23 protein-coding genes are annotated in these 23,868 nt (G+C 41.2%); 2 read left to right on the plus strand and 21 right to left on the minus strand.

All coding sequences use genetic code 11. From position 1 onward, the window contains the following. Window positions 1-6: 6 nt before the first annotated feature. From menH to menB, 5 genes are read right to left on the minus strand one after another with little or no spacing between them, the layout of a single operon-like run. Window positions 7-837 carry a 2-succinyl-6-hydroxy-2,4-cyclohexadiene-1-carboxylate synthase gene (gene menH / locus IGI41_RS11670; protein WP_430609938.1) on the minus strand — a complete coding sequence of 277 codons (831 nt, stop codon included), beginning with the start codon at window positions 835-837 and terminating at the stop codon, window positions 7-9. After that, a complete protein-coding gene (gene menD, locus IGI41_RS11675; RefSeq protein ID WP_430609939.1) occupies window positions 834-2,543 on the minus strand; it encodes a 2-succinyl-5-enolpyruvyl-6-hydroxy-3-cyclohexene-1-carboxylic-acid synthase in 1,710 nt (569 codons plus the stop codon). Before menD ends, menH begins: the two co-directional genes overlap by 4 nt. After that, entirely contained in the window at window positions 2,536-3,900 is a 1,365-nt protein-coding gene (locus tag IGI41_RS11680; RefSeq protein WP_430609940.1) for an isochorismate synthase, read from the minus strand. The genes menD and IGI41_RS11680 overlap by 8 nt, the downstream gene beginning before the upstream one ends. Beyond that, entirely contained in the window at window positions 3,893-5,341 is a 1,449-nt protein-coding gene (menE, locus tag IGI41_RS11685) for an o-succinylbenzoate--CoA ligase (RefSeq protein ID WP_430609941.1), read from the minus strand. Before menE ends, IGI41_RS11680 begins: the two co-directional genes overlap by 8 nt. After that, window positions 5,341-6,156 carry a 1,4-dihydroxy-2-naphthoyl-CoA synthase gene (menB, locus tag IGI41_RS11690; protein ID WP_430609942.1) on the minus strand — a complete coding sequence of 272 codons (816 nt, stop codon included), beginning with the start codon at window positions 6,154-6,156 and terminating at the stop codon, window positions 5,341-5,343. The genes menE and menB overlap by 1 nt, the downstream gene beginning before the upstream one ends. A 176-nt stretch (window positions 6,157-6,332) precedes the next feature. On the opposite strand from menB, the gene IGI41_RS11695 reads away from it, so the two are divergent. Continuing rightward, complete coding sequence (locus IGI41_RS11695; RefSeq protein WP_430609943.1) at window positions 6,333-6,722, plus strand: PaaI family thioesterase; 390 nt, start codon at window positions 6,333-6,335, stop codon at window positions 6,720-6,722. 15 nt (window positions 6,723-6,737) lie between these two features. On the opposite strand, the gene IGI41_RS11700 is transcribed toward IGI41_RS11695, so the two are convergent. The 3 genes from IGI41_RS11700 to IGI41_RS11710 all read right to left on the minus strand — a co-directional run bounded on the left by IGI41_RS11700 (window position 6,738) and on the right by IGI41_RS11710 (window position 8,158). Then, complete coding sequence (locus IGI41_RS11700; protein WP_430609945.1) at window positions 6,738-7,628, minus strand: glycoside hydrolase family 25 protein; 891 nt, start codon at window positions 7,626-7,628, stop codon at window positions 6,738-6,740. A gap of 80 nt (window positions 7,629-7,708) precedes the next feature. After that, on the minus strand, window positions 7,709-7,921 hold the full coding sequence (locus IGI41_RS11705; RefSeq protein WP_430609946.1) for a DUF2922 domain-containing protein: 213 nt from the start codon (window positions 7,919-7,921) through the stop codon (window positions 7,709-7,711). Between the two features lie 33 nt (window positions 7,922-7,954). Continuing rightward, window positions 7,955-8,158 (minus strand): hypothetical protein, encoded by a 204-nt coding sequence (locus IGI41_RS11710; RefSeq protein ID WP_430609947.1) that lies wholly within the window; start codon window positions 8,156-8,158, stop codon window positions 7,955-7,957. 169 nt (window positions 8,159-8,327) lie between these two features. Here IGI41_RS11710 and IGI41_RS11715 point away from each other — a divergent pair, with 169 nt between their 5' ends. Then, entirely contained in the window at window positions 8,328-9,518 is a 1,191-nt protein-coding gene (locus IGI41_RS11715) for an AI-2E family transporter (protein ID WP_430609949.1), read from the plus strand. A gap of 105 nt (window positions 9,519-9,623) precedes the next feature. Here the strand turns inward: IGI41_RS11715 and IGI41_RS11720 are convergent, their stop codons facing one another. From IGI41_RS11720 to IGI41_RS11780, 13 genes are all read right to left on the minus strand, one after another. After that, window positions 9,624-11,072, minus strand: coding sequence for a glycoside hydrolase family 1 protein (locus IGI41_RS11720; RefSeq protein ID WP_430609951.1), 1,449 nt, complete (start codon window positions 11,070-11,072; stop codon window positions 9,624-9,626). A gap of 2 nt (window positions 11,073-11,074) precedes the next feature. After that, window positions 11,075-12,361, minus strand: coding sequence for a PTS sugar transporter subunit IIC (locus IGI41_RS11725; protein WP_430609952.1), 1,287 nt, complete (start codon window positions 12,359-12,361; stop codon window positions 11,075-11,077). 15 nt (window positions 12,362-12,376) lie between these two features. Continuing rightward, window positions 12,377-12,670, minus strand: a complete 294-nt coding sequence (locus tag IGI41_RS11730; protein WP_430609953.1) for a PTS sugar transporter subunit IIB — start codon at window positions 12,668-12,670, stop codon at window positions 12,377-12,379. After that, window positions 12,667-12,981 carry a PTS lactose/cellobiose transporter subunit IIA gene (locus IGI41_RS11735; protein ID WP_430609954.1) on the minus strand — a complete coding sequence of 105 codons (315 nt, stop codon included), beginning with the start codon at window positions 12,979-12,981 and terminating at the stop codon, window positions 12,667-12,669. Before IGI41_RS11735 ends, IGI41_RS11730 begins: the two co-directional genes overlap by 4 nt. 128 nt (window positions 12,982-13,109) lie before the next feature. Continuing rightward, window positions 13,110-15,779 carry a sigma-54-dependent transcriptional regulator gene (locus IGI41_RS11740; RefSeq protein WP_430609955.1) on the minus strand — a complete coding sequence of 890 codons (2,670 nt, stop codon included), beginning with the start codon at window positions 15,777-15,779 and terminating at the stop codon, window positions 13,110-13,112. 223 nt (window positions 15,780-16,002) lie between these two features. Beyond that, window positions 16,003-16,692, minus strand: a complete 690-nt coding sequence (locus IGI41_RS11745; RefSeq protein WP_430609956.1) for a GyrI-like domain-containing protein — start codon at window positions 16,690-16,692, stop codon at window positions 16,003-16,005. A gap of 181 nt (window positions 16,693-16,873) precedes the next feature. Beyond that, the gene (locus IGI41_RS11750) at window positions 16,874-17,545 is read right to left on the minus strand and encodes an amino acid ABC transporter permease (RefSeq protein WP_430609957.1); all 672 of its coding nucleotides are present in this window, start codon (window positions 17,543-17,545) and stop codon (window positions 16,874-16,876) included. Further along, window positions 17,545-18,393: a transporter substrate-binding domain-containing protein gene (locus IGI41_RS11755; RefSeq protein ID WP_430609958.1), complete on the minus strand. Its 849-nt coding sequence runs from the start codon at window positions 18,391-18,393 to the stop codon at window positions 17,545-17,547. The genes IGI41_RS11750 and IGI41_RS11755 overlap by 1 nt, the downstream gene beginning before the upstream one ends. Before the next feature lie 20 nt (window positions 18,394-18,413). Continuing rightward, window positions 18,414-19,871 (minus strand): amidase, encoded by a 1,458-nt coding sequence (locus IGI41_RS11760; protein ID WP_430609959.1) that lies wholly within the window; start codon window positions 19,869-19,871, stop codon window positions 18,414-18,416. Window positions 19,872-20,120: 249 nt separating this feature from the next. Next, a complete protein-coding gene (locus tag IGI41_RS11765; protein WP_430609960.1) occupies window positions 20,121-20,963 on the minus strand; it encodes a DUF368 domain-containing protein in 843 nt (280 codons plus the stop codon). A gap of 119 nt (window positions 20,964-21,082) precedes the next feature. After that, window positions 21,083-21,595: a GNAT family N-acetyltransferase gene (locus tag IGI41_RS11770; protein WP_430609961.1), complete on the minus strand. Its 513-nt coding sequence runs from the start codon at window positions 21,593-21,595 to the stop codon at window positions 21,083-21,085. Window positions 21,596-21,686: 91 nt separating this feature from the next. Next, complete coding sequence (locus IGI41_RS11775) at window positions 21,687-22,313, minus strand: glycosyltransferase family 32 protein (RefSeq protein WP_430609962.1); 627 nt, start codon at window positions 22,311-22,313, stop codon at window positions 21,687-21,689. Window positions 22,314-22,530: 217 nt separating this feature from the next. Next, window positions 22,531-23,634 (minus strand): alpha-hydroxy-acid oxidizing protein, encoded by a 1,104-nt coding sequence (locus IGI41_RS11780; RefSeq protein WP_430609963.1) that lies wholly within the window; start codon window positions 23,632-23,634, stop codon window positions 22,531-22,533. Between the last annotated feature and the right edge of the window lie 234 nt (window positions 23,635-23,868).

Consider the following 23,868-nt stretch of genomic DNA (forward strand, 5'->3'; position numbering starts at 1 on the left):
TTTCTTTTACGCTGTAACATCAATCCCCTTGATCCACTGATTGATGTTTTGCAAAAGCATTCTCGGTTGTTCCAAATGAATACAATGACCAGCTGCCGGAATCACTTGGTACGTGATCGTAGGTTGGATTTCTTTCATCCTTAGACCAATCTCTTGAAATTTGCGGTCTTTTTCACCAGCTACGTACAAAATCGGACAGCGTATATTTGCTAGCGCCCCCCAATAACTTGGCTGTTTCCCAGTTCCACCGTAAACAAGACTCATAGCCAAACCAAAGGGTATTTGTCGTAAACGTCCCTCTCTAACACGCATTTGCTGCGTTTCTGGCAACTCATTTTGGCTGGAGAACAACGGTAACGATTGCCAATAATCGACAAATTCCACTAATGTGCCTTCCATAAGCTTGATAGCGAGGCGCCGATCTTGTTTGAAGCGTACTGCTCTTTCAGCAGCTGCGGCTATGCCTGGTGAGCCGCTTTCCATGATCAAACCTGCAACTGCCTCTGGAAAAAGTACCGTCCAGGCCAAAGCCACTCTCGCCCCCATTGAATAACCATAAATAAAATATTCAGATACCGCTAATCGTGTCATGAGTTCAGCCAAATCAGCAACTAGCTGAGGAATTTCATAGCGCAACGGATGCACATAAACAGAGGTCTGCCCATGCCCAATTAAATCGATTGCCAAAACATTATAGTTTTGCTTTTGATCAAACATTGGAACAAACGTTTCACTGGTTCCTGTAAAGCCATGCAAGGCCACCATCGTTGGCAACGTATTATTATATGGCTGCAGCCATCGATAGGCATACTGGACACCGCGAATCTGGCAAATCATTTTGACCACCCCTCAGCAAACAGCTTTTGACTGTTTTCCCAAAGAAGGACGGGCTCTGTTTGCGTGCCTCGGACTTCGATGATTTGAAATTGCGGCTGGCTAAGGGAGGCTTCGATTTGTGCTTGAAACATACTTGCTGTTTCAGCTAATGTCCAGTTGGCTTCATAAAGCGCTGCGACTTTGTTAAAATCAAGATTCAAAGGCGTACCAAACAATGGCTCAAAATCTTCCGGTGATAAGGTATTTTGTGACAAGAAAGAAAAAATACCGCCACCATTGTTATTCAACAAAACAATCGTCACTGGCAAATGATATTGCCGCAACAGTTGCAAGCCGTTCATATCATGGTACAAGGCCAAATCACCAATCAATAAATACGTGGGTTTTTGGCTCACCATTGCAATACCGGCAACTGTCGAGATCAGGCCATCAATTCCATTGACCCCTCGATTGCCATAAACGCGATACGGCTTAGACGTTTCGCTTCCGTAACGATCGAAGAACCGAATTGCGTTACTGTTGGCCAATAAAATCTGCGCATCAGCTTGCAAGGTCTGTTGTAAAATACGAACAGATTGGCTTTCATCGAATGGATGACTTGTGAATTGATCCGTGATGATTTGGTTGGCAGCATCTTGTACCGCTTCCCATTGTGTGATCCAATCATGATCGATCCTAAATTGTTGGTCTTGCCAATGGCTGACAAAGACATCGATTTCAGCCTCAATCAAATAATTCGCCCGGTGCAACTGATCTTGCCATTGTGCAGACGGGTCGACAAATACCCAAGTAGCAGACTCCGGTAATCGATTCAGCCACAAAAGTACGTTCTTAGTCACTGGCAAGCGGCCAAAACGCAACACGACATCTGGTTGAAAGGTTGCATCTACATGCGGCAGCAACAAATCTGCTTGACTGATAAACACGCCCGATTCTACACCGCAAGTGGCTAGATTGGTCAAAGGATCGCCAATGATTGGCCAGCCTATTTTTGCTGCAAATAGGCGCAAACATTTCGCTTGATCCAATGTCAGGCTCTCTCCCACGATAATAACGCCTTTTTTTTGAAGATGGGGCAACAACTGTTGGCCCATCTCCTGAGACAACTGTTTGATTGGATCGACATACACAAATGGTTGTTGTATCTTGCTTTGTCGTTCAAAATCTGGCAGTAAAGGCTCTCTTAAAGGAAAATTGATTTGCACAGGTCCTTGGGGTTGCTTTTTGGCTTTTGTCACACAATTGGCGGCTTGCCAAAAACTATACCGCAACATGTTCGGCTGGTTTTCAGGCACAGTCATTTCGATCATCTTCTTGACATGCGATCCGTATAAATTCTGCTGATCCATGGCTTGCGGCGCCCCAACCCCTCTTAATTCAGGTGGACGATCAGCCGTCAGTACGATCAAGGGCAAATTGACGGCTTCTGCTTCACAAATTGCCGGATAATAATTGGCCGCAGCTGTGCCAGATGTACACAATAAGATAGTTGGTTTGCCATCCACTTTTGTCATCCCGAGCGCAAAAAAGGCGGCCGAGCGTTCATCGACATCAACAAAACAGTCCATGTCTGGATCCCGGTGCAAGAGCAATGCCAACGGTGTCGAACGTGAGCCTGGACTGATCACAGCTCTTTTGGCACCAGCTGCTTTCAATCCTTCGATTGCTGCTAGCAAATAATCTGTCATGACTTCTTGATTAGACATCTCCGATGATCCCCCTTCGCATTGGTTGAAATTTCAGCCGTGTTTCTTGTTCCTCAGCTACAGCTTGCGAATCCGCGACAATCCCGCATCCTGCATACAACGTTGCACTATTTTGCGTCACAACGCCTGATCGGATCGCAACTGCAAATTCACCGATATCTTGCTGAATGCCTAACCAACCGATTGGCCCGCCATACATTCCGCGACTATTGGGCTCATGCGCTTTGATCCACTGAACGGCAGCCGCTTTAGGTTCTCCACCTAAAGCAGGTGTCGGATGCAGTTTTTGAACAGCAGACAAAAAAGAAACATCTGTTTTTCGTCTTCCTTTTAACGGAACGAATAAATGCTGGATATCCCGATTTTTGATTACGGAGCGTTTTTCTGAATAGAAGCCATCTTCTATCAACGTGGACAAAGCATTTGCCAAACGATCCACCACTACTTGATGTTCGTGGGTATTTTTCGGGTCTTGCAATAATTCGTCAGCAAGGGCTTGATCCTCTGCTTCCGTCTGGCCACGAGGCGCAGAACCTGCAATGCTCACCGTTTCAAAATGATCGACAGTCCCTTTTAATAAGCGTTCCGGTGTAGCACCGATAAAAAAAGTCGCTTCTTGTTCCATAGCAAACAAATAGGTATTCGGCTGTTGTTGACTTAAATGAGTCAGTACCGTGGCACTGTTGATTTCCTCCATTGTGGTCAAACGCATTTGGCGCGCCAAAACGACTTTCGTCAAATCGATCGACGGATCCTTGATGGCATGGACGGTATCTTCTACTGCTTGCAGCCACTCGGGTACAGCTACTTCAACTTGCCCCGTCACAACAGCAAATGGAGCCGTTGCCTCTACTTGCTGACTGTGCTCAATCCACTGCATGACTTGTGCTTGCAAGGCAGCAACTTGGGTGCGCCTTTGTGTCTCATTGCTGGCTTTGACAGTATAAACCACCCATGTTTGGCTTCCTTCTTGTTTGATCATGATTTCTGGTAAAACAAATAAACCACTGCCCAACTGCGCCCATTCTGCTTGTGCAGCACGGCTTTCATCAAAAGCAAAACCACCCAGCAATAACGCTTGGCAGGCATCCGTTTCGGGCTGATAATGTTTTGTCTGCAACTCTTTTTGAGTGGTATCGAATGCCGTTAAGGATGGTTTTTGATACGCAACCAACCAATGAAAAGCAGCAATCGTCATCGTTTGATCAGGATTACGCCAAAAATATCGCGCACCTTTTGCTGCTTCAGCTGCACGGTAAATCGCTAAAACATCTGCATAGGCTATCTGTTCACAGCTACTAAAATAGCTTTTCCCCAAATCAAATGCCTGTTGGTATTTTGTCACATTACTATTCAATCTCGTTCACTCTTTCTTCACTTAACAACCGCCGTTTGATGACTTTACCGCTTGCAGTGCGCGGCAATGCGTCAATCTGGAAAAAGCGGCGGGGAAATTTATAATGGGCAATCGTATCTTCTAAAGAATCAAGCAGTGCTTGTTTTGAGACAGCTTGATCCACTACCACAAATGCAACGGCTTCTTGACCCCATTGGGTATTGTCTTGACCGACAACAGCCGCTTCAATAATGGCCGGATGCTGTTGCAGCGCTTGTTCTACTTCAGCAGGATAAATATTCTCACCGCCAGAAATAATCAAATCACTTGAGCGACTCACTACATACAGATAGCCTTCTTCGTCTAAATACCCTAAATCACCCGTGGCGAACCAGCCTTTTTGATCCCACTGCTCCTGTCCTCGACCATTAAGATAACTTGACACAATAGCTGGTCCTTTTAAGTAGATTTCTCCTACAGCTTCTGCTTGCTGGGCTGAATCCAACATTTGTTGGGGAACTACTATCTTCAATTGGACATTCCTTAAAGGGATACCTGACGACCCTAGTTTAGCAGAGGCATTTTCAGGTGGCAATGCCACCACTTGAGAACAGGTCTCTGTCATCCCATAGGACTGGATAACAGAAAGCTGTTTATGCTGACAGTGTTCAAGCAAGCCGCGATCGATCGGCCCACCGCCGAGCAAAATATAACGCAGTGCAGGAAAACCCTCGTGCGGTACACATGGCAAAATATCCCTCAACATTTTGCTTACCAATGATACTACCGTTCCTGCGCCCTTCAGTAGATCTGCAGCCATTTCATTCGGATCGAAACGACTGTATAACCGCATACTTATCCCCAGATGCAACATCCGTAATACAATCGATAGACCACTGATATGATATAAAGGGACCGCACACAACCAACAATCTGCTACAGAAATCGTCAAGTTTTGCTGTGTCGCTTCCGCACTAGCTTGATGATTGCCAAAGGTTTGCGGTACGCCTTTAGGATGACCGGTAGTTCCTGAAGTATACATCACCGAAGCAATCTGTGCTGGTTGATATACCTGATGATCGCCTATGGGAAAAGAAGCTTCTTCTGACTTGCCAAAGGATAGGAATCGGCCATCAGCCAGTTCAAATGGACTGTCGGTGATCACCAGTGAACAGCCCGCATCTTGAAGTTGAAAAGTCAACTCTTTGTTCGTCAGCCGGGTATTCAAACACTGAACCTCAATCCCCATTTCCCATAATGCAAGAATCGTAAAGACCATCTCTGGTTTGTTGTCGCTAAAAATCGCCACGCGACCCACACCCTGTAATAAGGGTTGATAGTAGGCAGCATATTGGTATACTTCTGCTTGTAAGGCAGCAAACGACCAGCTTTTATTCTGCCAATAAAAAGCTGGTCGTTCTGGATGAAGTTGTGCTTGCCTTTGCAGCCAACTCCCTGTCATTATGGAAATTTCGGGAATTGATCGAAATCAGGTTGACGTTTTTCTTTGAAGGCATCGCGGCCTTCTTTGGCTTCATCCATTGTGTAGTACAAGAGCGTTGCATCTCCTGCTAATTGTTGAATACCCGCTAATCCATCCGTATCAGCATTCATTGAAGCTTTGATCATCCGGAGTGCCAAAGGACTCTTTTGCAGCATAGTTTCTGCCCATTCCATCGTCACATCTTCAACATCTTCTAATGGCACAACTGTATTGATCCAGTTCATCGCTAACGCTTCTTCAGCTGTATATTGTTTTGTCATGAACCAGACTTCTTTGGCTTTCTTATGGCCAATCGTACGGGCTAAATAACCAGAACCGTAACCACCATCGAAACTCCCTACATTCGGCCCAGTTTGACCAAACTTCGCATTTTCTGCCGCAATCGTCAAATCACAAACCAATTGCAAGACATTGCCGCCACCGATCGACCAGCCTTTGACCATGGCGATCACAGGTTTTGGCAGTGTGCGAATCAGACGTTGCAGATCCAAAACATTCAAACGTGGTACTTGGTCTTCACCTACATAGCCGCCGTGGCCGCGTACTTTTTGGTCACCGCCAGAACAGAAAGCTTTGTCGCCGGCACCAGTCAAAATGATCACACCGATACCAGGTTCATCACGGCTGATTGAAAACGCATCGATCATTTCAAACACCGTTTTTGGTGTAAAGGCATTGTGTACGTGGGGACGGTTGATCGTGATCTTCGCCACTTTCCCATGTTGTTCAAATAAAATTTCATCATATTCTTTCAGGGATTTCCATTCTCTCATTACAATTTCCTCCTCAATTCACATAGCTCCATTATACACATAACTACGTGCTTTTCGGTGAAAATTGCTTTGCTTTAAAGAATTAATTTCACACAACTTCTTTATGATATATGAGATTGCAGGCAGATAATCATGCAAAAAACATGCTATAATCAGACAAAAAAGGAGGCCGTACTATGAACTTACTAGAAGCATTAGGCATTCAAATAGAAGAAGCCACAGCTGCCCAGGTCCGATTGCGAATGAATATTGGTCCGCAACATAAGCAACCCTTTGGCATCGTTCACGGGGGCATCAACGGGGTCTTGATCGAAACCGCCTGCAGTATCGGCGCCAATCAGGCATTAGCAGCCGATGAGGCCTTTGCTGCTGGTATTGATTTGCAAGTCAATCATTTACATGCTGTTCAAGATGGCGTGTTGATCGTCGAAGCCATACCTGATAAAATCGGTCATCGCATCCAGACATGGCAAGCGACGATTTGGCAAGAAAACGGACCAAAGACCGCAGTTGGCCGATGTACCTTGACAACGTTGAAGCAAAAAAAACAAGCAGCTAACCAATAAGCTGCTTGTTTTGCTTTATACAAATTGACCATATCCTTGAAACGTACCTAACGCCAGGTAAGCGTTGCTTTTGTCATTACGTTGCTGTTCACCCCACAGGTAGCCTTCTCTTATAACAAAATCTTGCAAAATCACATGATTTCCGCTTTTCAATGTAGCAATGATTCTGCTCGTTGTTGTTGGCTGTTGCCGCAAGTGGACTGCGGTCATCAACTGAAATCGTTTCATCCTCATTCCTCCTAGTGCCTCTTCTTCATTGACCGGCTGTTGTATTGATTGTCCATCATCTCCACGGTCTCCCCCAAAGAAAAAATCAAATGACCCTTGCACCAACCGATTCAAATCAAGAGGACCCTGATAACCCGCACGACGACCAGCTGACGTGTATTGGTGTACATGATAGTTTTTGCTGGCAGTTGGCTCACTGCCAGTATAATAACCAGTATTTTTGCCATAAGTTGGCAGCCAGATGCCATCGAAAAGATCCGTTTGGAGTTGAAAGGTACTGTACAAATGATTGGCGATATATGCACCGACTTTCATAGCTCCAAGCGTTTTCAACTGTTGTCGATAGGCCTCACAACCGCTGCGCATATCTGACATACTTTGTTCTTCCACATCTAGCCACCAAAAAGTCGGCGCAAATTGTCGGCCCCTTTCCCAAAAAGCCTTGGCCTCAGATTGCATATCAGCGATACTTATGCCGCGCACCCACGCGTATACCACTACAGGCACTTGACGTTTTTTAAAAGCTTCGATATGCGTTTGATAATGCTTATCTAAATAATTTTCACCGTATTGAATCCGCACGATCACCGCATCGATATCTGCTGCCAAACGGTCGTAATCAATCTTGCTTGGCACTTGCCATTCACTGATATCGATGATTATAGGTGATGGAATCATTCTCTCCACACTCCTTTTTTTGCATAGAAAAACAGCGAAAAGAGCACATTCTTTTCGCTGTTCCCATCAATAACTAGCGATTAAAACAATTGCGTTTCAATCGTTTCAACAATCTTCGCACCTGATACTTCCGCATAATACTGCACGTCATCACTTTCAAAAATACCGACTGCCGCAATTGCTTCCATTCCTTGACGAACTTGGTCTGCTGAAATGGTTTCATCAAATACTTTTGGTTGCAAAGTGTGTTTTTTGCCTTCACTGTTTAAGAAAATCGTGTGTAATTTTTTCATCGCCTGCTCCTTTCTTTGCCTATTTAGCAACGTTTATTTCACATATTCATTTTGGATCGTTTCGACAACTGAAGACAATTCTGCAGTCGCTGAGAACTGCGTCAATGCCTCACCGACAGCAATGATTTGCGCCTCACTCGCACCATTCGTTACACGATTCAATGTTTGATTGATTGGTTTTTGTGCTTGAGGTGTGTCAATGCGCACCGATAACTTGGTGTTTGTACCGATTTTCATCCTTTTCACTTCCTCCCTCTATCATTTTCGTTTCCACTGTAAGTGGCGCCCTTACATAAATAGAAACGTGAAGAAGATAGCTGGGTAAAAATATTTTTGCTAAGACTCGCTCTTTTTTTACAGATAGTTTGAGATTCGCTATAATGAAGCATAGAAAGTGAGGCATACTATGAAAAAAAATCGATTGATCCAATTTTTAGGCGGCAAAACCAGTTATTATGTACTTGGTTTAATCATCCTCTGTACAGTCGCTATCTTTTTATTGAACAAAATTTCCTTTTTGTTTACTCCCTTCACAGCAATCTTAACAGCTATTATTCCGCCATTTTTATTTGGTCTGATTTTATACTACTTGTTTAATCCGATCGTAGACAAATTGGAACCTAAAATTCCGCGTACTATAACGATAACGGGGATTTATTTAATCATCATTTTGTTGATCGTTTTTGCAGGATTTCAACTATATCCTGTTTTGGCGCAACAAACCACCGATCTCATCAATAGCTTGCCTGATTTAGTCGATGACTTTCAACGCAATGCCGATTCGTTTTTGGCGAACACGCCGTTTCATGATGAAATGTCGCAGATCACAGATACTTTCCAAGACATTGCCAGTAACATCATGTCCTTCATTGGCGACTACTGGCAAACAGGTGCTGCCGGATTAAGTAGTCTCTTTTCTACGATTTCTACTCTCTTTATCGCGCTATTTACGGGACCTATCATTGCGTTTTTCTTGCTGCGCAATCCCAACAAGTTTTATTTTTCAATGTTATCTCTGATCCCGCCTCGGTTTAGAAAAGATTTTAATGAGCTTATCAAAATCTCGGATTTGCAAGTCGGTGCTTTTCTTAAAGGGCAAATCATTTCTTCTTTGATCCTAGGTGCCATATACTGGGTTGTTTTCTTACTGATTGGCTTGGAATATGCGAGTATTATTGCTATCGCTGCTGGTATATTATGTATCATTCCTTATATCGGGCCGTTTATCGTCTTCTTTCCAGGATTATTTATTGCCGCGCAGGATTCAACTGGCATGTTGATCAAATTTTTGATTGCTTGGTTCGCTGTGCAATTACTCCACGGTGACTTGGTTGTCCCACGGGTCATGGGCGATCGTTTGAAAATCCATCCCATCACGATTTTGGTCGTTTTACTGGTCATGGGTGATTTATTGGGGTTAGTGGGCGTGATCTTTGGTATTCCTATTTACTGCTTGATCAAAGTATTGGTTGTTTATTTATTCCGCAAATTCAAGCAACGCTATAACCGCTATTATGGTCAAGATGGCAAGTATTTCCATAGCGCCTTCACGAGTAAAGATTATTTGGGCGACGAAGACAAATTTTCTAAAAAATAACTCCATCCTATTTTTTAGATGATCACTATTTTAACGTTTGACTAAAAAAGGAGAGCAGCTTAAAGCTGCTCTCCTTTTTGTGTATCTTTTTTTTCATTGCTATTTCTATTTTTGCGTAAAACTTAAATCATCACCATTTGTTTGAATGACATGTTTATACCAATAAAAACTTTCTTTCTTCTTTCTTTCCAAAGTGCCATTTCCTTCATTATCCAAATCCACATATATGACACCGTAACGCTTCGCCATTTCAGCTGAAGAACAACTGACGATATCAATCGGCGACCATAAACAATAACCAATCAAATCTACACCATCATAAATTGCTTCTTTCATTTGTTCAAAATGCTTTTGAAGGTAATCGATTCTGTACGGATCATAAATAGACCCATCCGCTGCTATTTGATCGGTGGCCCCTATTCCATTCTCGGTTAAGAATAATGGACACTGGTAACGATCATAATACTGATTTAACGCTGTACGCAGACCAAGGGGATCAATCTCCCAACCCCATTCACTGGATTTTAAGTATGGATTTTTTGATTTATCCATTGGCGAAAAGCTGTTTTTCTCAGAATCATTGATTTTGGTGTAGTAATAACTAAATGAGAGATAATCCATTGTATTCTCTCGCAATAACAACTCATCATCTTTAGTTATATTGATATCCAATTGATTTTCTGCAAAAAAGCGTAGGGCGTATCCTGGATAGTATCCTCGCATAGCCACATCACCAAAAAGATACTCCATTTGATTTTTTCTGTAACTAAACAAAACATCTTCAGGTTTGCATGTCGCAGGGTGCGCGATTTTATCACTTAGCATCGTACCGATCAATATATCTTCACTATATTTCTTAGCTAATTTTTTGGCTTTTGCTTGTGCGACAAACTGATGGTGAACAGATTGATACGTGGATTCAAGAACATGATTTGTTTGGCTTTCTTTGAATCCTAATGAGTTAAAAGATAACAAGTTTATCTGATTGAAAGTAATCCAATATTTGACTTTTTTATGATAACGATCAAATAATACACGACAGAAATGCTCGTATGCATCTATTGTTTTTCTTGATAACCATCCGCCGTACTCTTCAACTAAATACGTGGGCATTTCGTAATGAGATATCGTCATTACAGGTTCGATATCGTTTAAAAGAAGCTCGTCGATCAATGCATCATAGAACCTTAATCCTTCTTCATTAGGGGATGCTTCAATTCCTTTAGGAAATATGCGGGTCCAATTGAAGGATGTCCGAAAACATTGAAGCCCTAATTCTTTGAACAAACGAATGTCTTCTTTATATCGATGATAAAAATCGATTCCACTTCTTTTGGGATAATAAGCATCACTATTTGTTTCAAACATTTTATCAGCTACACTTAGCGTAGCATGTTCTAGTCGATCATCTTTACTCAGACTATTTTTGTATGCATGGAAATCAGCAATAGACAATCCTTTACCATCCGCATCATACGCACCTTCTGCTTGATTAGCAGCAATTGCGCCTCCCCATAAAAAAGTATTGGGAAACTCTTTTTTTGGATCGTTCATTTTTATTCCCCGCTCTCTGCATTATTTTCAAGTGCCAACGCCCGATTGTCTGAAAGTTTAAAGAAGGGATACCAGATAGCTGTGGTACCAATGGTTGTAACAATTTGCAGTAACGCACCTTTCCAACCACAAAGAAGAAAACCTGAAATGATCGGTGGAATGGTCCAAGGTAGATTTGCCCCGTTTGTAGGTGGCACTAATCCGGTTGCCATAGCGAAATATGTGACTAATAATGCTGCCAAAGTAGCAAGCACGAAAGGAATAAGCATCAATGGATTCAGAATGATTGGTGTGCCAAAAATAACTGGTTCATTGATATTGAAAAAACTTGGAACAATAGCTAGTTTGCCTAATGTTTTATATTGTTGTGAACGTGCAACCAACACCATACAAACAACAAGCCCTAATGTACAACCTGCGCCTCCGAGTTGAACAAAATTGGATTGAAATTCTGTGTTGATAATATTCGGAATCTCTGCACCATTTGCATATGCAGCTGCATTTTCAGCTGTTAATGATAGCCAGATTGGATCCATAATAGCCCCAATGATCACTGTACCATGGATACCAAAAGCCCATAAGACACATGCGAATAGATTGATCAAAATCATCGCAGGCAATGAACTTCCGACATGTGTAAGGGGCGCCTGTAAAATTTGATAGATAAAGTTCTGCGCCGTACCAAAAGTAGTCGCTTCAAATGCTAACCGTATGATAGTAAAAATCATAATCACAAAAAAAGATGGTATCAATGAGGTAAATGAGCTAGAGATATTGCCTGGAACACTACTAGGCATTTTGATCGTGATATTTTTACTTTCAACAAAATGCAAAATCTCAACCGTGATAATTGAAGTGATAATGCCCAAAAATAACCCTGAAGCACCGAAAGCTTCTGTAGGTATGCCGTTTGCATCAGCGGCTGAGATGAAAGGCGTCAATATGATGAATGAAACGACACCTGCAATAGAGCCGTTCAATTCATTGACACCATAAAACTTAGCTAAAGATTTTGCCGACCCCATAATCACATATAAAGTCATAATACTCATTGTTGCCTCATATGGAATAGTAAACACGCGATCCCACGAAGCCCCAAATAAACCTGCCATGAAATCACTATAGCCATTGATCGGCAGATTACTAAAAATCAATAGGAATGATCCTAGAATCAAAAAAGGCATCACACCATAAAAACCGTTTTTTATTGCATCTAAATACCTATTTGTATCAAACGCTTTTGCTATTGGAGCTAATTTTTTGTTCATTGTTTGCATCAATGCATCCATTGTTTTTCTCCTTTCTTATAGTGAGTCAGCCAATATTTTTTTGCCATTCATCATGCCATAGTCGATAGAATTGATAACACGGATCGGAATCTGCATATCTTTATACTCTTCTTTAAAGTCATCTTCCAAATATCCAATTTGCGGACCTAACAATACAACATTTGACCCTTCGATATTTTCCGCAAGTTTTTCTTTTGCCACAGCTTTTATTTCTACGTCAATCCCCTGCTGAGTGGCCTCATCCTTCATTTTATTTACCAAAAGGCTTGTAGACATTCCTGCCGCACACACCAACAATATTTTTTTCATTTTTCATCTTCCTCTCTTTCATACACGTAGATAAATTCTTCAGCCAAATCAAGTACCGTCATTGCATTCATTAAATGGTCTTGTGCGTGAATCATTAAGAGCGTAATCTCTTGTTTCTCTCCACTTGCTTCTTTTTGAATCAACTCCGTTTGTATATGATGGGCTTTTGTGACCGAAGCCCTTCCCGTTTTGATTGCTTCTTTTGCTTCAGCTATTTTTGATTTACGCGCTAAGGCAATACCTTTCATCGCATAACTCCGCGCATCACCGCCTTGAGCGATTAATTGCATAATTTTCATTTCGTTTTCCATGATTATCCCCTCCTACACTTTTATATATGCAAGTACCATGCCAACTTTTTAGATTGCTTATCTGTCAAGATATCTTACCAGCTGTGTCCCAAAAAAAGATGTGTGTCACTATCAAAAGGACACACATCTTATCTTAAATGAAAATAATATTCGAGTATCGGAAACAACTCAGTCTCAGTTAAATCAAAACTATATTTTTTCTCCAATGGATAAAAACAGGTATGCAAATGGTCCAATTCCTCTTGGTATCTACTTATATCATGGTTGATGGACACAGGAAATGTCATACCTTGTTTAAGATTGTCAATTAAAATCGCCGTATGCATGATGACGCCAATCAACTCATTTTTTGATAAATAAACTTTCAAGACTTGCTCGATTGCTTGGTTAACAGATAGAAGATCAACAAATAGCATAGATCCATCTACATGTTTTAATTCACGTCCTAAAGATTTTTTGATTTGATTTCCAATCAAAGCATCTTTTATTTGTTCTTTGATCTGTTCAATACCATTTCCGTTGATAATATCGGACACATTATACTGTTTTAAATGGTAGTCCACATGAAATGTCGATACGATTGCCAAAATTTCATATTTTTGAGAAAGCGCATCTATTTCTTTTCGATTTAATTGGTCTTGGTTTAGCTGCAATGGAATCACGCTTAACTCAGGAAATTCAGCCAATAAGGATTTTTCAATGATATCCTTTAAGTATTTAGCCGTACCATGGCCTGTTAAGCAACAGGTAAGAATGGCTATCGGTTTATTTATATCGTAAATCACGCTGCTTTTTTCAGGTAACGACGATTCTTCATTTACATGACAGCCAAAAAATTCAAAGTTTACCGATAACAAAGATTGATAGATGTTTTTGACATTTTCACCTAAGATTGATTTTCTCGTGGCTTCCAACACATGCAGCGTGCTGACCAGCGGCAATGCTAAGACCTTAACCTGCAAAAGATTTTCCAAATCAGAACAGATATGCATAAAAGAACCCATATCTACTAAACATAGAATATCTTCTCCTGTGTTATTGATTTGCAAATAGTTTTTTACTTCCTCAATGACGAGGGATGGATTTTTGTTTAACGGCGCATCAAATGCCGATACCGCATGTGTATTCAATAACTGATTGACCGTTTTGGCCATTGAAGTCGCTGTGGAATCACCGTGTGCGATCACTAAGATTTGCACGTTTTTTTTCTTTTCTGATTTTTGATCAAATACATTGATAAAAAAAGAAACAAGATTATTAGATTCTTCATACGGTAATTGGACTTTTTCTTCAAAGCTGATTAGTTGTATACAACGAACAGCCAATAAAAATTCTTTTCTATGATGGAGTTGATAGTCTATATTGATTTCCTCATCAAAGTGGGCATGGTTTTGATTGTTTTTTGCACCTTCAATCAAGTGATGCAAGTGCAAAATAAAGCCCATTTCAATATTTTGATCCCAGTTGACATGTAATTCTGTATGTACCAAATCAACGACTTTTCTGATAGTTTTATAGCTTTTTTCATCAATAATCGATTCAATTGGCGCTAAGTTTATCCCATTGCTGGTGTGTGTAATTGAAGAAAAATAGTTATCGATTTCTTGCTCAACTATTTTTTTCATTTGATCAGAGCCTAGGTGTTCTTCACTTAACCCAGAAACAGTATTATCTAACAATGAATAAATAGACTGATCACTCTCTTCATCATTATCAATTGGTTTAAAACATATTTTCTGCGTAGAATAATAATCAGATTTTACTCTTAATGCACGATGTTCAGTCGTATCCAATAACCCGTCAGCTATCGTACTAGGAAGATCTTTGGTATCTATTTGAATGTTTTTTTGTCTTTCTAATAGGTAATCCGAATAGGCTTTGGCACATAATAACTGGATATCAGATTTTAATTGTCCAATGTTATTTGGACAATGATAAAAAAGCAGCGAAATAAAGACATCTTTCGATATATAAATTTCTTGATCTAATATCCTCGCTTCTTGATTGAAGAATAATTGAATCAATTCAGCACGCTCTGATTCCATACGGTGATTCAAATTTGGAATCTCGATCAACATTGGCATTCGCCGACGAAAAGGTTGAACCAATGTCGAAACAATCGATTCACTGGTTGCACCTATAATACGTACAGAGGCCTTTCTATGGCCCGTACTCTCTCCCAATCGACGATATACGCCTTGATCGATAAATGTAAAAAGGATCTCTTGGCCTTGCTGAGGTAAATTGTGGATCTCATCTAAAAAAAGCATACCATTATCTGCTAATTCAATTAAACCTACTTTGTCTTGATCAGCACCGGTATACGCGCCTTTCTTGACACCAAAAAGAATCCCCATCAATAATTCAGGATTTTTTGCATAGTCTGCACAGTTAAACAAAATAAACGGTGCATCTTTTTTTAAAACGGACATTTCAAGCGCAAATTGATGCATCATCTCAGCAAAATGAGACTTTCCAACACCTGTTTCACCAACGATAAGGGTATTGATTCCATTTGGTGGATAGAGGATACTTGATTTTGCTTGATCAATCGCATGCTTCAAAGAGGGATTTGATTCTTCAAAAAGTTCGATGCTATTCTTCTTTTTTTTGTCTGAATTATATTTGTACAAAACTGGTTTCCCAGAAATCTTGACGATTTTTCCTTGATCAACTAATCTATTGAGTATTCTAGATACACTAGGACGATCTAACACAAGTTCTTTGGCAATTGTCATTGTATCGATATCTTTAGAGGAGTTTTTAATTAGCTCGATTATTCGTTGTTCTCTTGTCATTTACATTGTCCTCCTAAACACTTTTGAAGACACTCCCTCATGAATTGTCATTATAAATGCAACCGCTTAAAAAGACAATCATCTTTTAATTCTATAACATTATAAAATAACGAAAAAATGCTATTTTATGATAAATTTATTCATTACATGCCTTACTAGCCGCTATTATTCATGCATTTCTTTTCACATAAGTTCTCATTCTCAAACATCAAAAAATAGTGGATCATTTTGAAATCGACAGACTTTGATCAACGGTTTGGTCGCTATTTGTTTCAAAAGATTCATCGTCTATCGTTTCCACCGCCCATCTCAACACTGTCTTGGCCTTCTCAGGGGCTGTCTTTCTAGGATCGGTCAAATAGATTTCGCGGTGCTGAAAATGATCCATTGTCTGCTGTATCATCAATTTCTCTTGATGCAATAACTCTTTCATCTTCGCAAACGTTTCAACTTCCGTATCAAAAGATCCAACATGTAATGCTTGGAGGGCCAATCCTTCCTCATAGCTTTCAAATATCAGTTGATCGAGGTATGGATTATTCTTTTTTTCTTTGATTTGCATTAATTGGGTTTGAAACATGCTTTCTGTTACCTGTTCAGGCTGACGAATCATGATTTTGTAAATCAATTCATCTTTATTAACAGGTCCTTCAGGTTTGGTTTTAGCAGTCCAGACACCTTCTAATGGGTACACAGTATATTCGAAAGTTTTTGGCCCGATCGTGCCTTTTTTCAATCCCATGCGAATACTGTAGGCCATGCTATATAACGCCTCAATCTGATGCGCAAATTCGGGTCGATTAGGGTCACCTTGACTGCTTAAACCAATAAAATGATACGTAGGTACTGTGAGAATCATCGGCTCTTTTGGTAAATACACATCTTTCTCTTGTTTACGCCATTCGTATTTCATCGACTGCTCCTTCTAAACTGTATTTTTGATTATTTTACCATGGAATGTGTTCTGTATGGCAACGGAAGCTGATTTCTTCGTACCAATAGATAAAGGAAATAGATAAAGTACCTGTCAAAAATGATAAAAACCATCTCTAATGACACATAGAGATGGTTTTTATCCGTAAAATATCAATCGTTTATTTCATCACACCTGCATACCTCTGGGTAAAATACCTTTCTAATCGCTTCTGTCCTGTTTCGATCCCCATACAAAGGAGCCAATAAATGATGGCAACTAGAACATACATCGACATATAGTCAAAGGTTCGTCCACCTACGATTTTGGCTTTTTGAAAAATATCTGGGATCGTGATCATGGCTGCCAATGAGGTGCCTTTTAACAAATCCATTGCCACGTTGCTTAAAGCAGGTACCGAAATACGAAAGGCCTGAGGCAGAATAATCAACCGCATCGTTTTACTAAAAGATAGTCCTAAGGCATACGCGGCATCAAATTGCCCACGATCTACTCCAGCAATCGACCCACGATAGATTTCGCCGATAAAAGCACTGCTGGTCAATGTAAAACAGATGATAGCAGCCGCCAATGCTGGCAATTGATAAGGCAACCCAAAATAAAGCAAGAACAATAACACGAGCGCAGGAACGCCCCGCAAAAAAGACAAATATCCTCTAACCAGCACTCGAATCATTGGCTGCGGCAGCAGCCCTAAAAAAGTCAGCATCAAACCAAGGATATTTCCTCCCAGAAACGAAACAACTGCAATCCCAATCGTATAGGATAAACCTGTCAATAGATATGGAATGGATTCCCACATCAACGAAAAATCTAACGTTGGGATATACATTATTTTGTTTCTACCATTTCAATCGCTTTGTCAGATTTGACTGACACATCTGTTTGAAAGTAAGTATCCGAGATTTCTTTTAATGTGCCGTCTGATTGCATCTCTGCCAAAATCTCATTGACCTTATCTAGTAATGCTTTATGTTCTTTTTTAAATAAAAAGCCCGTTTCATTCGGATTAAAATAGACATCTTCTAAAATTTTAACAGGGATATCAGGCAATGCTGCTACGGACATTTTTTGCAAGTAGTAATCATTCAAAATCACATCTGTCCGTCCATTGGCTACATCCGTCAAATATTGGTCATTCGTTGCATTATCATACGTCACCAATTCTGCTCCGTAAGATTCCGCTAATTTCATATAGCTGGTATTCGGCTCCCCTGCTGCTTTTTTACCAGCCAAATCTTCTAAAGAAGCAATACCTGAATCATCACTTTGCCGCACGATCATACTATCAAATGAATACTTGATTGGTTCTGACAAACTAAATTTCTCCGCCCGATCACCCGATAAGCCAAAGTCATTGGCGGCAAAATCAGCTTCTCCTTTATCTAAAGAAGACACTTGTCCATCAACATTGTATTCTTTAAAGTCGATCTCAACAGCCAATCGCTTGGCAACTTCTTTGGCCACATCGACATCATAACCCACCAATTCATTGCTGTCATTGTAATAAGAAGATGGATAAAGTGTGCCTGACGTTGCAACCACCAACGTTTTAGCTTCTTCCACTTTACTTAAACTTTGATCTTCTTCTGCTGTACTAGATTGATTGCCGCAAGCACCTAAAGTCAAAGCCGCCAAACCAATCAATACTGATATTTTCCCTTTATGCCACATATTCATTATTTCCTCCTATAAAATCGTTATTCTGTTACTTGGGGCGGCAATTTGAACTGCCCATGCATTTCAAAAAGTTGACCGATTTGAAAAAGCAGATCTTCCCGGCCTTTTGATGCCATAAACTGGATCCCCAGTGGTAACCTGTGCGCACTCATCATTGTTGGCAAACTGATGGCTGGTTGACCGGTCAAATTTGCCAATTGCGTATACGGGGTTAGTTGGTAACTTTGATCAAACATCTCATAAATCAAATCCGCCGCCTGTCTTTCTGACAAAGTATCGATCGTTTCTAAGTTGCGACGGATCACATCGCTTTGTAGGTCAGCATCCACCAATGGCGCCGTTTCAGCTGTTGTCGGTGTCAAAAATAGATCATATGTCTCAAAAAAGTTTTCCATTTTTTCTGTGATTTGATCCCAGTACTGCAGCGCTTGAATGTAAGTAGCCGCCGATAGTTTACGGCCATATTGATATACGCCCCACGTCATCAACTCCACCTCATCTATGCCAACGACTTGTCCTCGTGCCTGCTCAATATCAGCGAACATCGCCGCAGTCTCGCCGCCATTCATGGCATAATAGCTTTGCATCATTTGCTGACCATCGATTGGATAGTCGACTTCTTCCACTTGGTGTCCTTGTTCAGTCAAGAAATCGGCTGCTTTTCTCACAGCTTGAATCGCCGTTTCTGACACATGCCTACCAACAGGTGATTGTGTCGAAAAAGCAATTTTTACATGTTTCTGCTGACTTGCTTTCTGATGGGTCCATTCTACTTGCGGTGCTTGATAGGGTGCCGCCGGCTGCGATGTCCGCAACCCGTAAAACAAACGTTGTGTATCACGCATAGAAATCGTTAAGGCAAAATTGATTGAAGCACCTTGCCAACTTCGCCATTCTCCCGGCCCAACCGGCATTGATCCTCTTGTAGGTTTCAATCCGATCAACCCTGTAAAAGAAGCAGGAATACGAATCGAACCGCCGCCATCACTAGCACCCGCGATCGGAAACATCCCACTGGCAACCGCTGCTGCGGCACCGCCACTTGAACCACCTGCAGAGAACATGGTATTCCATGGATTACGGGTCGGCCCATATAGTTCGGGATCGGTGATATTTTTAAAACCGAATTCTGGTGCATTGGTTTGTCCAAAGGGAACAAAACCGGCTTGTTCAAGCCCCCTTACGAAATGTGCTGTCTGAGATGCTTTCTTGTCTGAAAACATCTTTGCCCCCGCAGTTGCTGGCCAGCCCGCCTTTGTTTGACCGAGAATCTTTAAAGGAATCGGTTGTCCGCCAAAAAGACGATTTTGATTGTTTCCTGTCTGAGATTCTTTCAGCGCAGCCTCACGGTCAACATGAATGAGTGCATTCAATTTCGGATTTTGTTGTGCAATCTTTCTTTCGATCATTTCTAGGCGTTCATGAAAACTGAGATGACCGTTTCTTAATTGTTCTGCCCAATACGTTGCATCTTGCATGGTATCCCTCCCTAAATGCTCAGCGTTACCCTTCAAAAAAATAAATAAAACGCGTTATCGAATAAAACACATGTACATTCTGTATCACATCTACATCAAACATTATTTATACTGATTAATATATCAAAACCCATCAAAAAGCGCAATCAAAATATAACAGTTTATAATCCTGTTATATTTTTGGGTTAGAACTTATATTTTTTGTGAAAACAAAAAAAGAGTGGTTTTACCCACTCTTAGCGTTTTTTTCTATTTGTACTTATCTTCCAACTTACTCATCCATGCGCCTAACCACAAACCTAAGCCAAACATGATGATCCCCATCACTGCCGTTAACCATGTGAAACCTGCATAATCGGCAACTGGTGGAATAACGATCAACACAGTTGATGCAATCACAATACCTAAAATAAAATGGTACACTTTTGAATGAAAATGCGTCAATAACCATTCCATCAGTTTAGAAAATAGCAGCATAACTGCCAAACCGCCAATTGCGATTGGTAAAAACACGCCAATAATATCGAAACTCTTGAACCCTTTCAGCATTGGATCATACAGCCCTAATACTAAAAGTAAATTAGATGGGCTTAACCCTGGCACCAAAACGCCTAATGCAATCAAACCACCAGCCAATACAAAGCCGAAGAAGTTGGCTGGGATCGTGCCTAATATATCTCCCATGAAATACAAAAATAAAAATCCAATGACCATGGTACCGAAAAACCAGAACAGATCACCTTTTGTACGCTTACTCTTTATAGTGGATTCTTTGGCTAAGGCAGGCAATGTCCCCACGATCGCTCCGGCGAACCCCCAAAGTACGATAATCTGGTAATTCTGCAATAACCATTCTAAAGGTTTCGATAAAAGCCCGATCCCTACGATTCCACCGATGCCCACTGGTAAGAAAAACAGCAGGTTTTCTTTGAAATTTTTGGTTAGATGCGCCATAAATCGGAGCATACGTTCGTAAATGCCCAAAATCGCAGCCAATACGCCACCTGAAACCCCTGGCAAAATGAAGCCCAATGCAATAATGACCCCCTTTATAAATCGGGATAACACACTTTCATTTTTTCGTTCTTCCATTTGCTTTAAACTCCTTAATGATTGCTCGTGTATATTTTTTGACTGATCCTTTTAACTATACTTGATTGCCCAAAAAATGAACAGCGATTTCTTTGTCTGTTGCTTTCCCTGCATTCAGCTTACCCAAGCTGTCTTTCCATTAAGAAATCCGTCTGCTCATCATCCCCCATAAAAAAGGAATGGCTGCCAACTTTTTTAAATCCCATTTTCTGGTAAAACGCCAATGCGTGGGAATTATGTTCCCAAACGCCTAACCAAATCGAGCTTTTGCCCATAACAAGAGCCTGTTCCTCAGCGTACTTCAGTAAATATTTCCCGTATCCTCGACGCTTCCATGCAGCTTTGATATAGATGCGTTCAATCTCTAACCCATTGGGCGCAATCGATTCTGTTTGGGCATTCCCCCAATTGATTTTAAGATACCCAGCTGTTTCCCCTTCAATTTGAATGAAAAAGAACGCCGATTCAGTCGTTTGCAATTCTTTGGTTAGTTTGGGTTTGTTATACGCTTCTTCTAAATAAACACGCATATTTTCCTCAGTATTGAAAGCCTCGAATGTGTCAAAGTAGGTGCTCACACTGATTTGTGCCAGTTCTTCTAAGTCTGCAAGTGTGCATTGTTTGATCTTCACAGCTGCCCCTCCTTAGTTTCATCAGATTATTCTATCACAAACCATTTCCCCATTCCAACAAAAAAAAGCCCAACCATCGGGCTTTCATATTTTATAGCCATGAACCAGAAAACTGATGGATAACCATCGTTGCAGGATCTTCCTCGACTTCCCCAGTGATGTAACTTTTTGGTGAAAAAGTCATTTGCGGGAAGACCGTTACCCCATCAACCGTTTGTTTTTCATTATTCAACTGTAAGCCGTGCTGTTGCAATAATTCCGTCACACGGATCACATTGGTCACAACGTCTTCTGTTTTTTCTGCACGTACAAATTTCCGATCGTCATAATCATGGAGCCACTCTTCCATAAATACTTGATGGGGAATCGCACCAATAATACCAGTAGAGATTTTGGTCTCGATCTCAAAGCCCATAAAGGCATCCAACGTCAATAAACGATCCAAAGGTTTAACGACTTCGATATCGGTGTCCATATATATTCCACCTTCTGTCACCAACGCGTACAAGCGTACAACATCGGAGACAAAGGCCCATTCTTCTTGTTCATATGCTTCTTTGAGGTAAGGCCCAAATTTAGACAAATCGATTGTTGACTCATCCCAGCGTTTGATTTCATAATCTGGACAATACTTACGCCAGGTGTCCATATATTTTTTTTCTTGTTCGCCTAATGGATTGCCGCCAAACCAGCAATAATGAATTTTCTTGGGTATCATACAACTCGCTCCTTTATCCTATAGCTCTTTTTACACCCTATATTTAGTGTAGCTGATTCACCGACTGATTCAAAATGATTTACACCACAATAAATCTATTGCATTTATTGATCAATCATCAAGAAAAACCTTTGCCATCCGATTTATCTGGACCTAACGCTCCCCCAAGACAATTTCTTTAAAAAAACAAGGAGCCTAGAAAGCCCCTTGTTCTTCTCTACATATACCGATTTTCCCGCAAAACGGCTTTTTTGATGGCTGCCACATCTTGTGTACCAGCCAATTGCATGACCATCTCTAACTCTTTCTTGAAGAAATCAAACACTTGTTTGACCCCTGTTTGACCACCTAAAGCCAATCCGTAGATTGCTGGTCTGCCGATTGCCACCAAATCTGCACCAGAAGCGATCGCTTTAAAGACATGTTGTCCGCGACGCACGCCACTATCAAAAATGATGGGCACACGGCCTGCCACTGCTTCAGCAACGATTTGCAACGAATCAAAAGACGCAGGTCCACCATCTAATTGTCGGCCGCCATGATTGGAGACCCAGATACCTTGTGCGCCTGCATCTAATGCACGCGCTACGTCCTCTTCCGATTGGACGCCTTTGACATATACGGGCAAATCCGCTTCTTTGGCAATGAAAGCCACATCTGCCGGACTTAATTTTTGTTTAGATGAACCATAGACGGCATCCATTGTTTGACCAACCCCCGCTTGATACGCTTGGACGATCGGCATCGCCAAAGGAAAGGTAAACCCATTCCGACGGTCAGTTTCACGGTTGCCTCCGACAGTAGCATCGGCAGTCAACACGATGGCTTGTGCGCCGTTTCGCTTGGCCATTGCCAAAATATCTCGATTGATGCCATCATCTTTACTCATATAAAACTGGAACCATTGCGGTGCTTTCTCGCCGCCTGCTGCGCGAATCTCCTCTAATGTACAAGAAGCATAAGAACTCGCTGTGAATACGGTACCAAAATCAGCCACGCCTTTGGCAGACGCCCGTTCAGCAGCAACGTTTGCTAATCCATGGGCGGCAACTGGTGCCATGATGATTGGCGCGGTTAGTTTTTCTCCATATATTTCAGTCGTTGTATCTGGCAATTCAATATCCTTTAAAACATGCGGAATAATCAATTTATGGTTAAAAGCGCGTTCATTTTCACGATAAGTAAAGATATCCCCCGCGCCGCTGCTGATATACCCATAGCCGCCTGTGGGAATCACTTTTTCAGCTTCCCGCTCTAAATCTTGCATATTGATAAAATCAATCGATCCTTCTGCTGTACTTGCTTCATATAATTTTCCCATTCCAATCCCTGCTCTCCAATAAGATAACGTTTACATTTTTATCCTACTCTTCTTTGGCTTGTCGGGCAAATCATCCGCTCGTGAAGCGATTGAGTGAGATAACTAAATCAATCCTTTTTCCGATGATGGATATTTGCGCGGATATGAAGTGTCTGTAATTATCTGACAGTCGAAATTTGACATCACTTTTTTTCAAAATACTTTTCATTTTTGACGTTTACTATCAGCCCATAC

This window comes from Enterococcus sp. DIV0876 (assembly GCF_050529585.1).
Taxonomy (GTDB): domain Bacteria; phylum Bacillota; class Bacilli; order Lactobacillales; family Enterococcaceae; genus Enterococcus_D.

Bases quoted from the DNA above. Each gene is read 5' to 3' on its own strand.
- menH (WP_430609938.1), bottom strand. From the start codon at position 837: ATGATTTGCCAGATTCGCGGTGTCCAGTATGCCTATCGATGGCTGCAG.
- menD (WP_430609939.1), bottom strand. From the start codon at position 2,543: ATGTCTAATCAAGAAGTCATGACAGATTATTTGCTAGCAGCAATCGAA.
- menE (WP_430609941.1), bottom strand. From the start codon at position 5,341: ATGACAGGGAGTTGGCTGCAAAGGCAAGCACAACTTCATCCAGAACGA.
- menB (WP_430609942.1), bottom strand. From the start codon at position 6,156: ATGAGAGAATGGAAATCCCTGAAAGAATATGATGAAATTTTATTTGAA.
- IGI41_RS11695 (WP_430609943.1), top strand. From the start codon at position 6,333: ATGAACTTACTAGAAGCATTAGGCATTCAAATAGAAGAAGCCACAGCT.
- IGI41_RS11700 (WP_430609945.1), bottom strand. From the start codon at position 7,628: ATGATTCCATCACCTATAATCATCGATATCAGTGAATGGCAAGTGCCA.
- IGI41_RS11705 (WP_430609946.1), bottom strand. From the start codon at position 7,921: ATGAAAAAATTACACACGATTTTCTTAAACAGTGAAGGCAAAAAACAC.
- IGI41_RS11710 (WP_430609947.1), bottom strand. From the start codon at position 8,158: ATGAAAATCGGTACAAACACCAAGTTATCGGTGCGCATTGACACACCT.
- IGI41_RS11715 (WP_430609949.1), top strand. From the start codon at position 8,328: ATGAAAAAAAATCGATTGATCCAATTTTTAGGCGGCAAAACCAGTTAT.
- IGI41_RS11720 (WP_430609951.1), bottom strand. From the start codon at position 11,072: ATGAACGATCCAAAAAAAGAGTTTCCCAATACTTTTTTATGGGGAGGC.
- IGI41_RS11725 (WP_430609952.1), bottom strand. From the start codon at position 12,361: ATGGATGCATTGATGCAAACAATGAACAAAAAATTAGCTCCAATAGCA.
- IGI41_RS11730 (WP_430609953.1), bottom strand. From the start codon at position 12,670: ATGAAAAAAATATTGTTGGTGTGTGCGGCAGGAATGTCTACAAGCCTT.
- IGI41_RS11735 (WP_430609954.1), bottom strand. From the start codon at position 12,981: ATGGAAAACGAAATGAAAATTATGCAATTAATCGCTCAAGGCGGTGAT.
- IGI41_RS11740 (WP_430609955.1), bottom strand. From the start codon at position 15,779: ATGACAAGAGAACAACGAATAATCGAGCTAATTAAAAACTCCTCTAAA.
- IGI41_RS11745 (WP_430609956.1), bottom strand. From the start codon at position 16,692: ATGAAATACGAATGGCGTAAACAAGAGAAAGATGTGTATTTACCAAAA.
- IGI41_RS11750 (WP_430609957.1), bottom strand. From the start codon at position 17,545: ATGTATATCCCAACGTTAGATTTTTCGTTGATGTGGGAATCCATTCCA.
- IGI41_RS11755 (WP_430609958.1), bottom strand. From the start codon at position 18,393: ATGAATATGTGGCATAAAGGGAAAATATCAGTATTGATTGGTTTGGCG.
- IGI41_RS11760 (WP_430609959.1), bottom strand. From the start codon at position 19,871: ATGCAAGATGCAACGTATTGGGCAGAACAATTAAGAAACGGTCATCTC.
- IGI41_RS11765 (WP_430609960.1), bottom strand. From the start codon at position 20,963: ATGGAAGAACGAAAAAATGAAAGTGTGTTATCCCGATTTATAAAGGGG.
- IGI41_RS11775 (WP_430609962.1), bottom strand. From the start codon at position 22,313: ATGATACCCAAGAAAATTCATTATTGCTGGTTTGGCGGCAATCCATTA.
- IGI41_RS11780 (WP_430609963.1), bottom strand. From the start codon at position 23,634: ATGGGAAAATTATATGAAGCAAGTACAGCAGAAGGATCGATTGATTTT.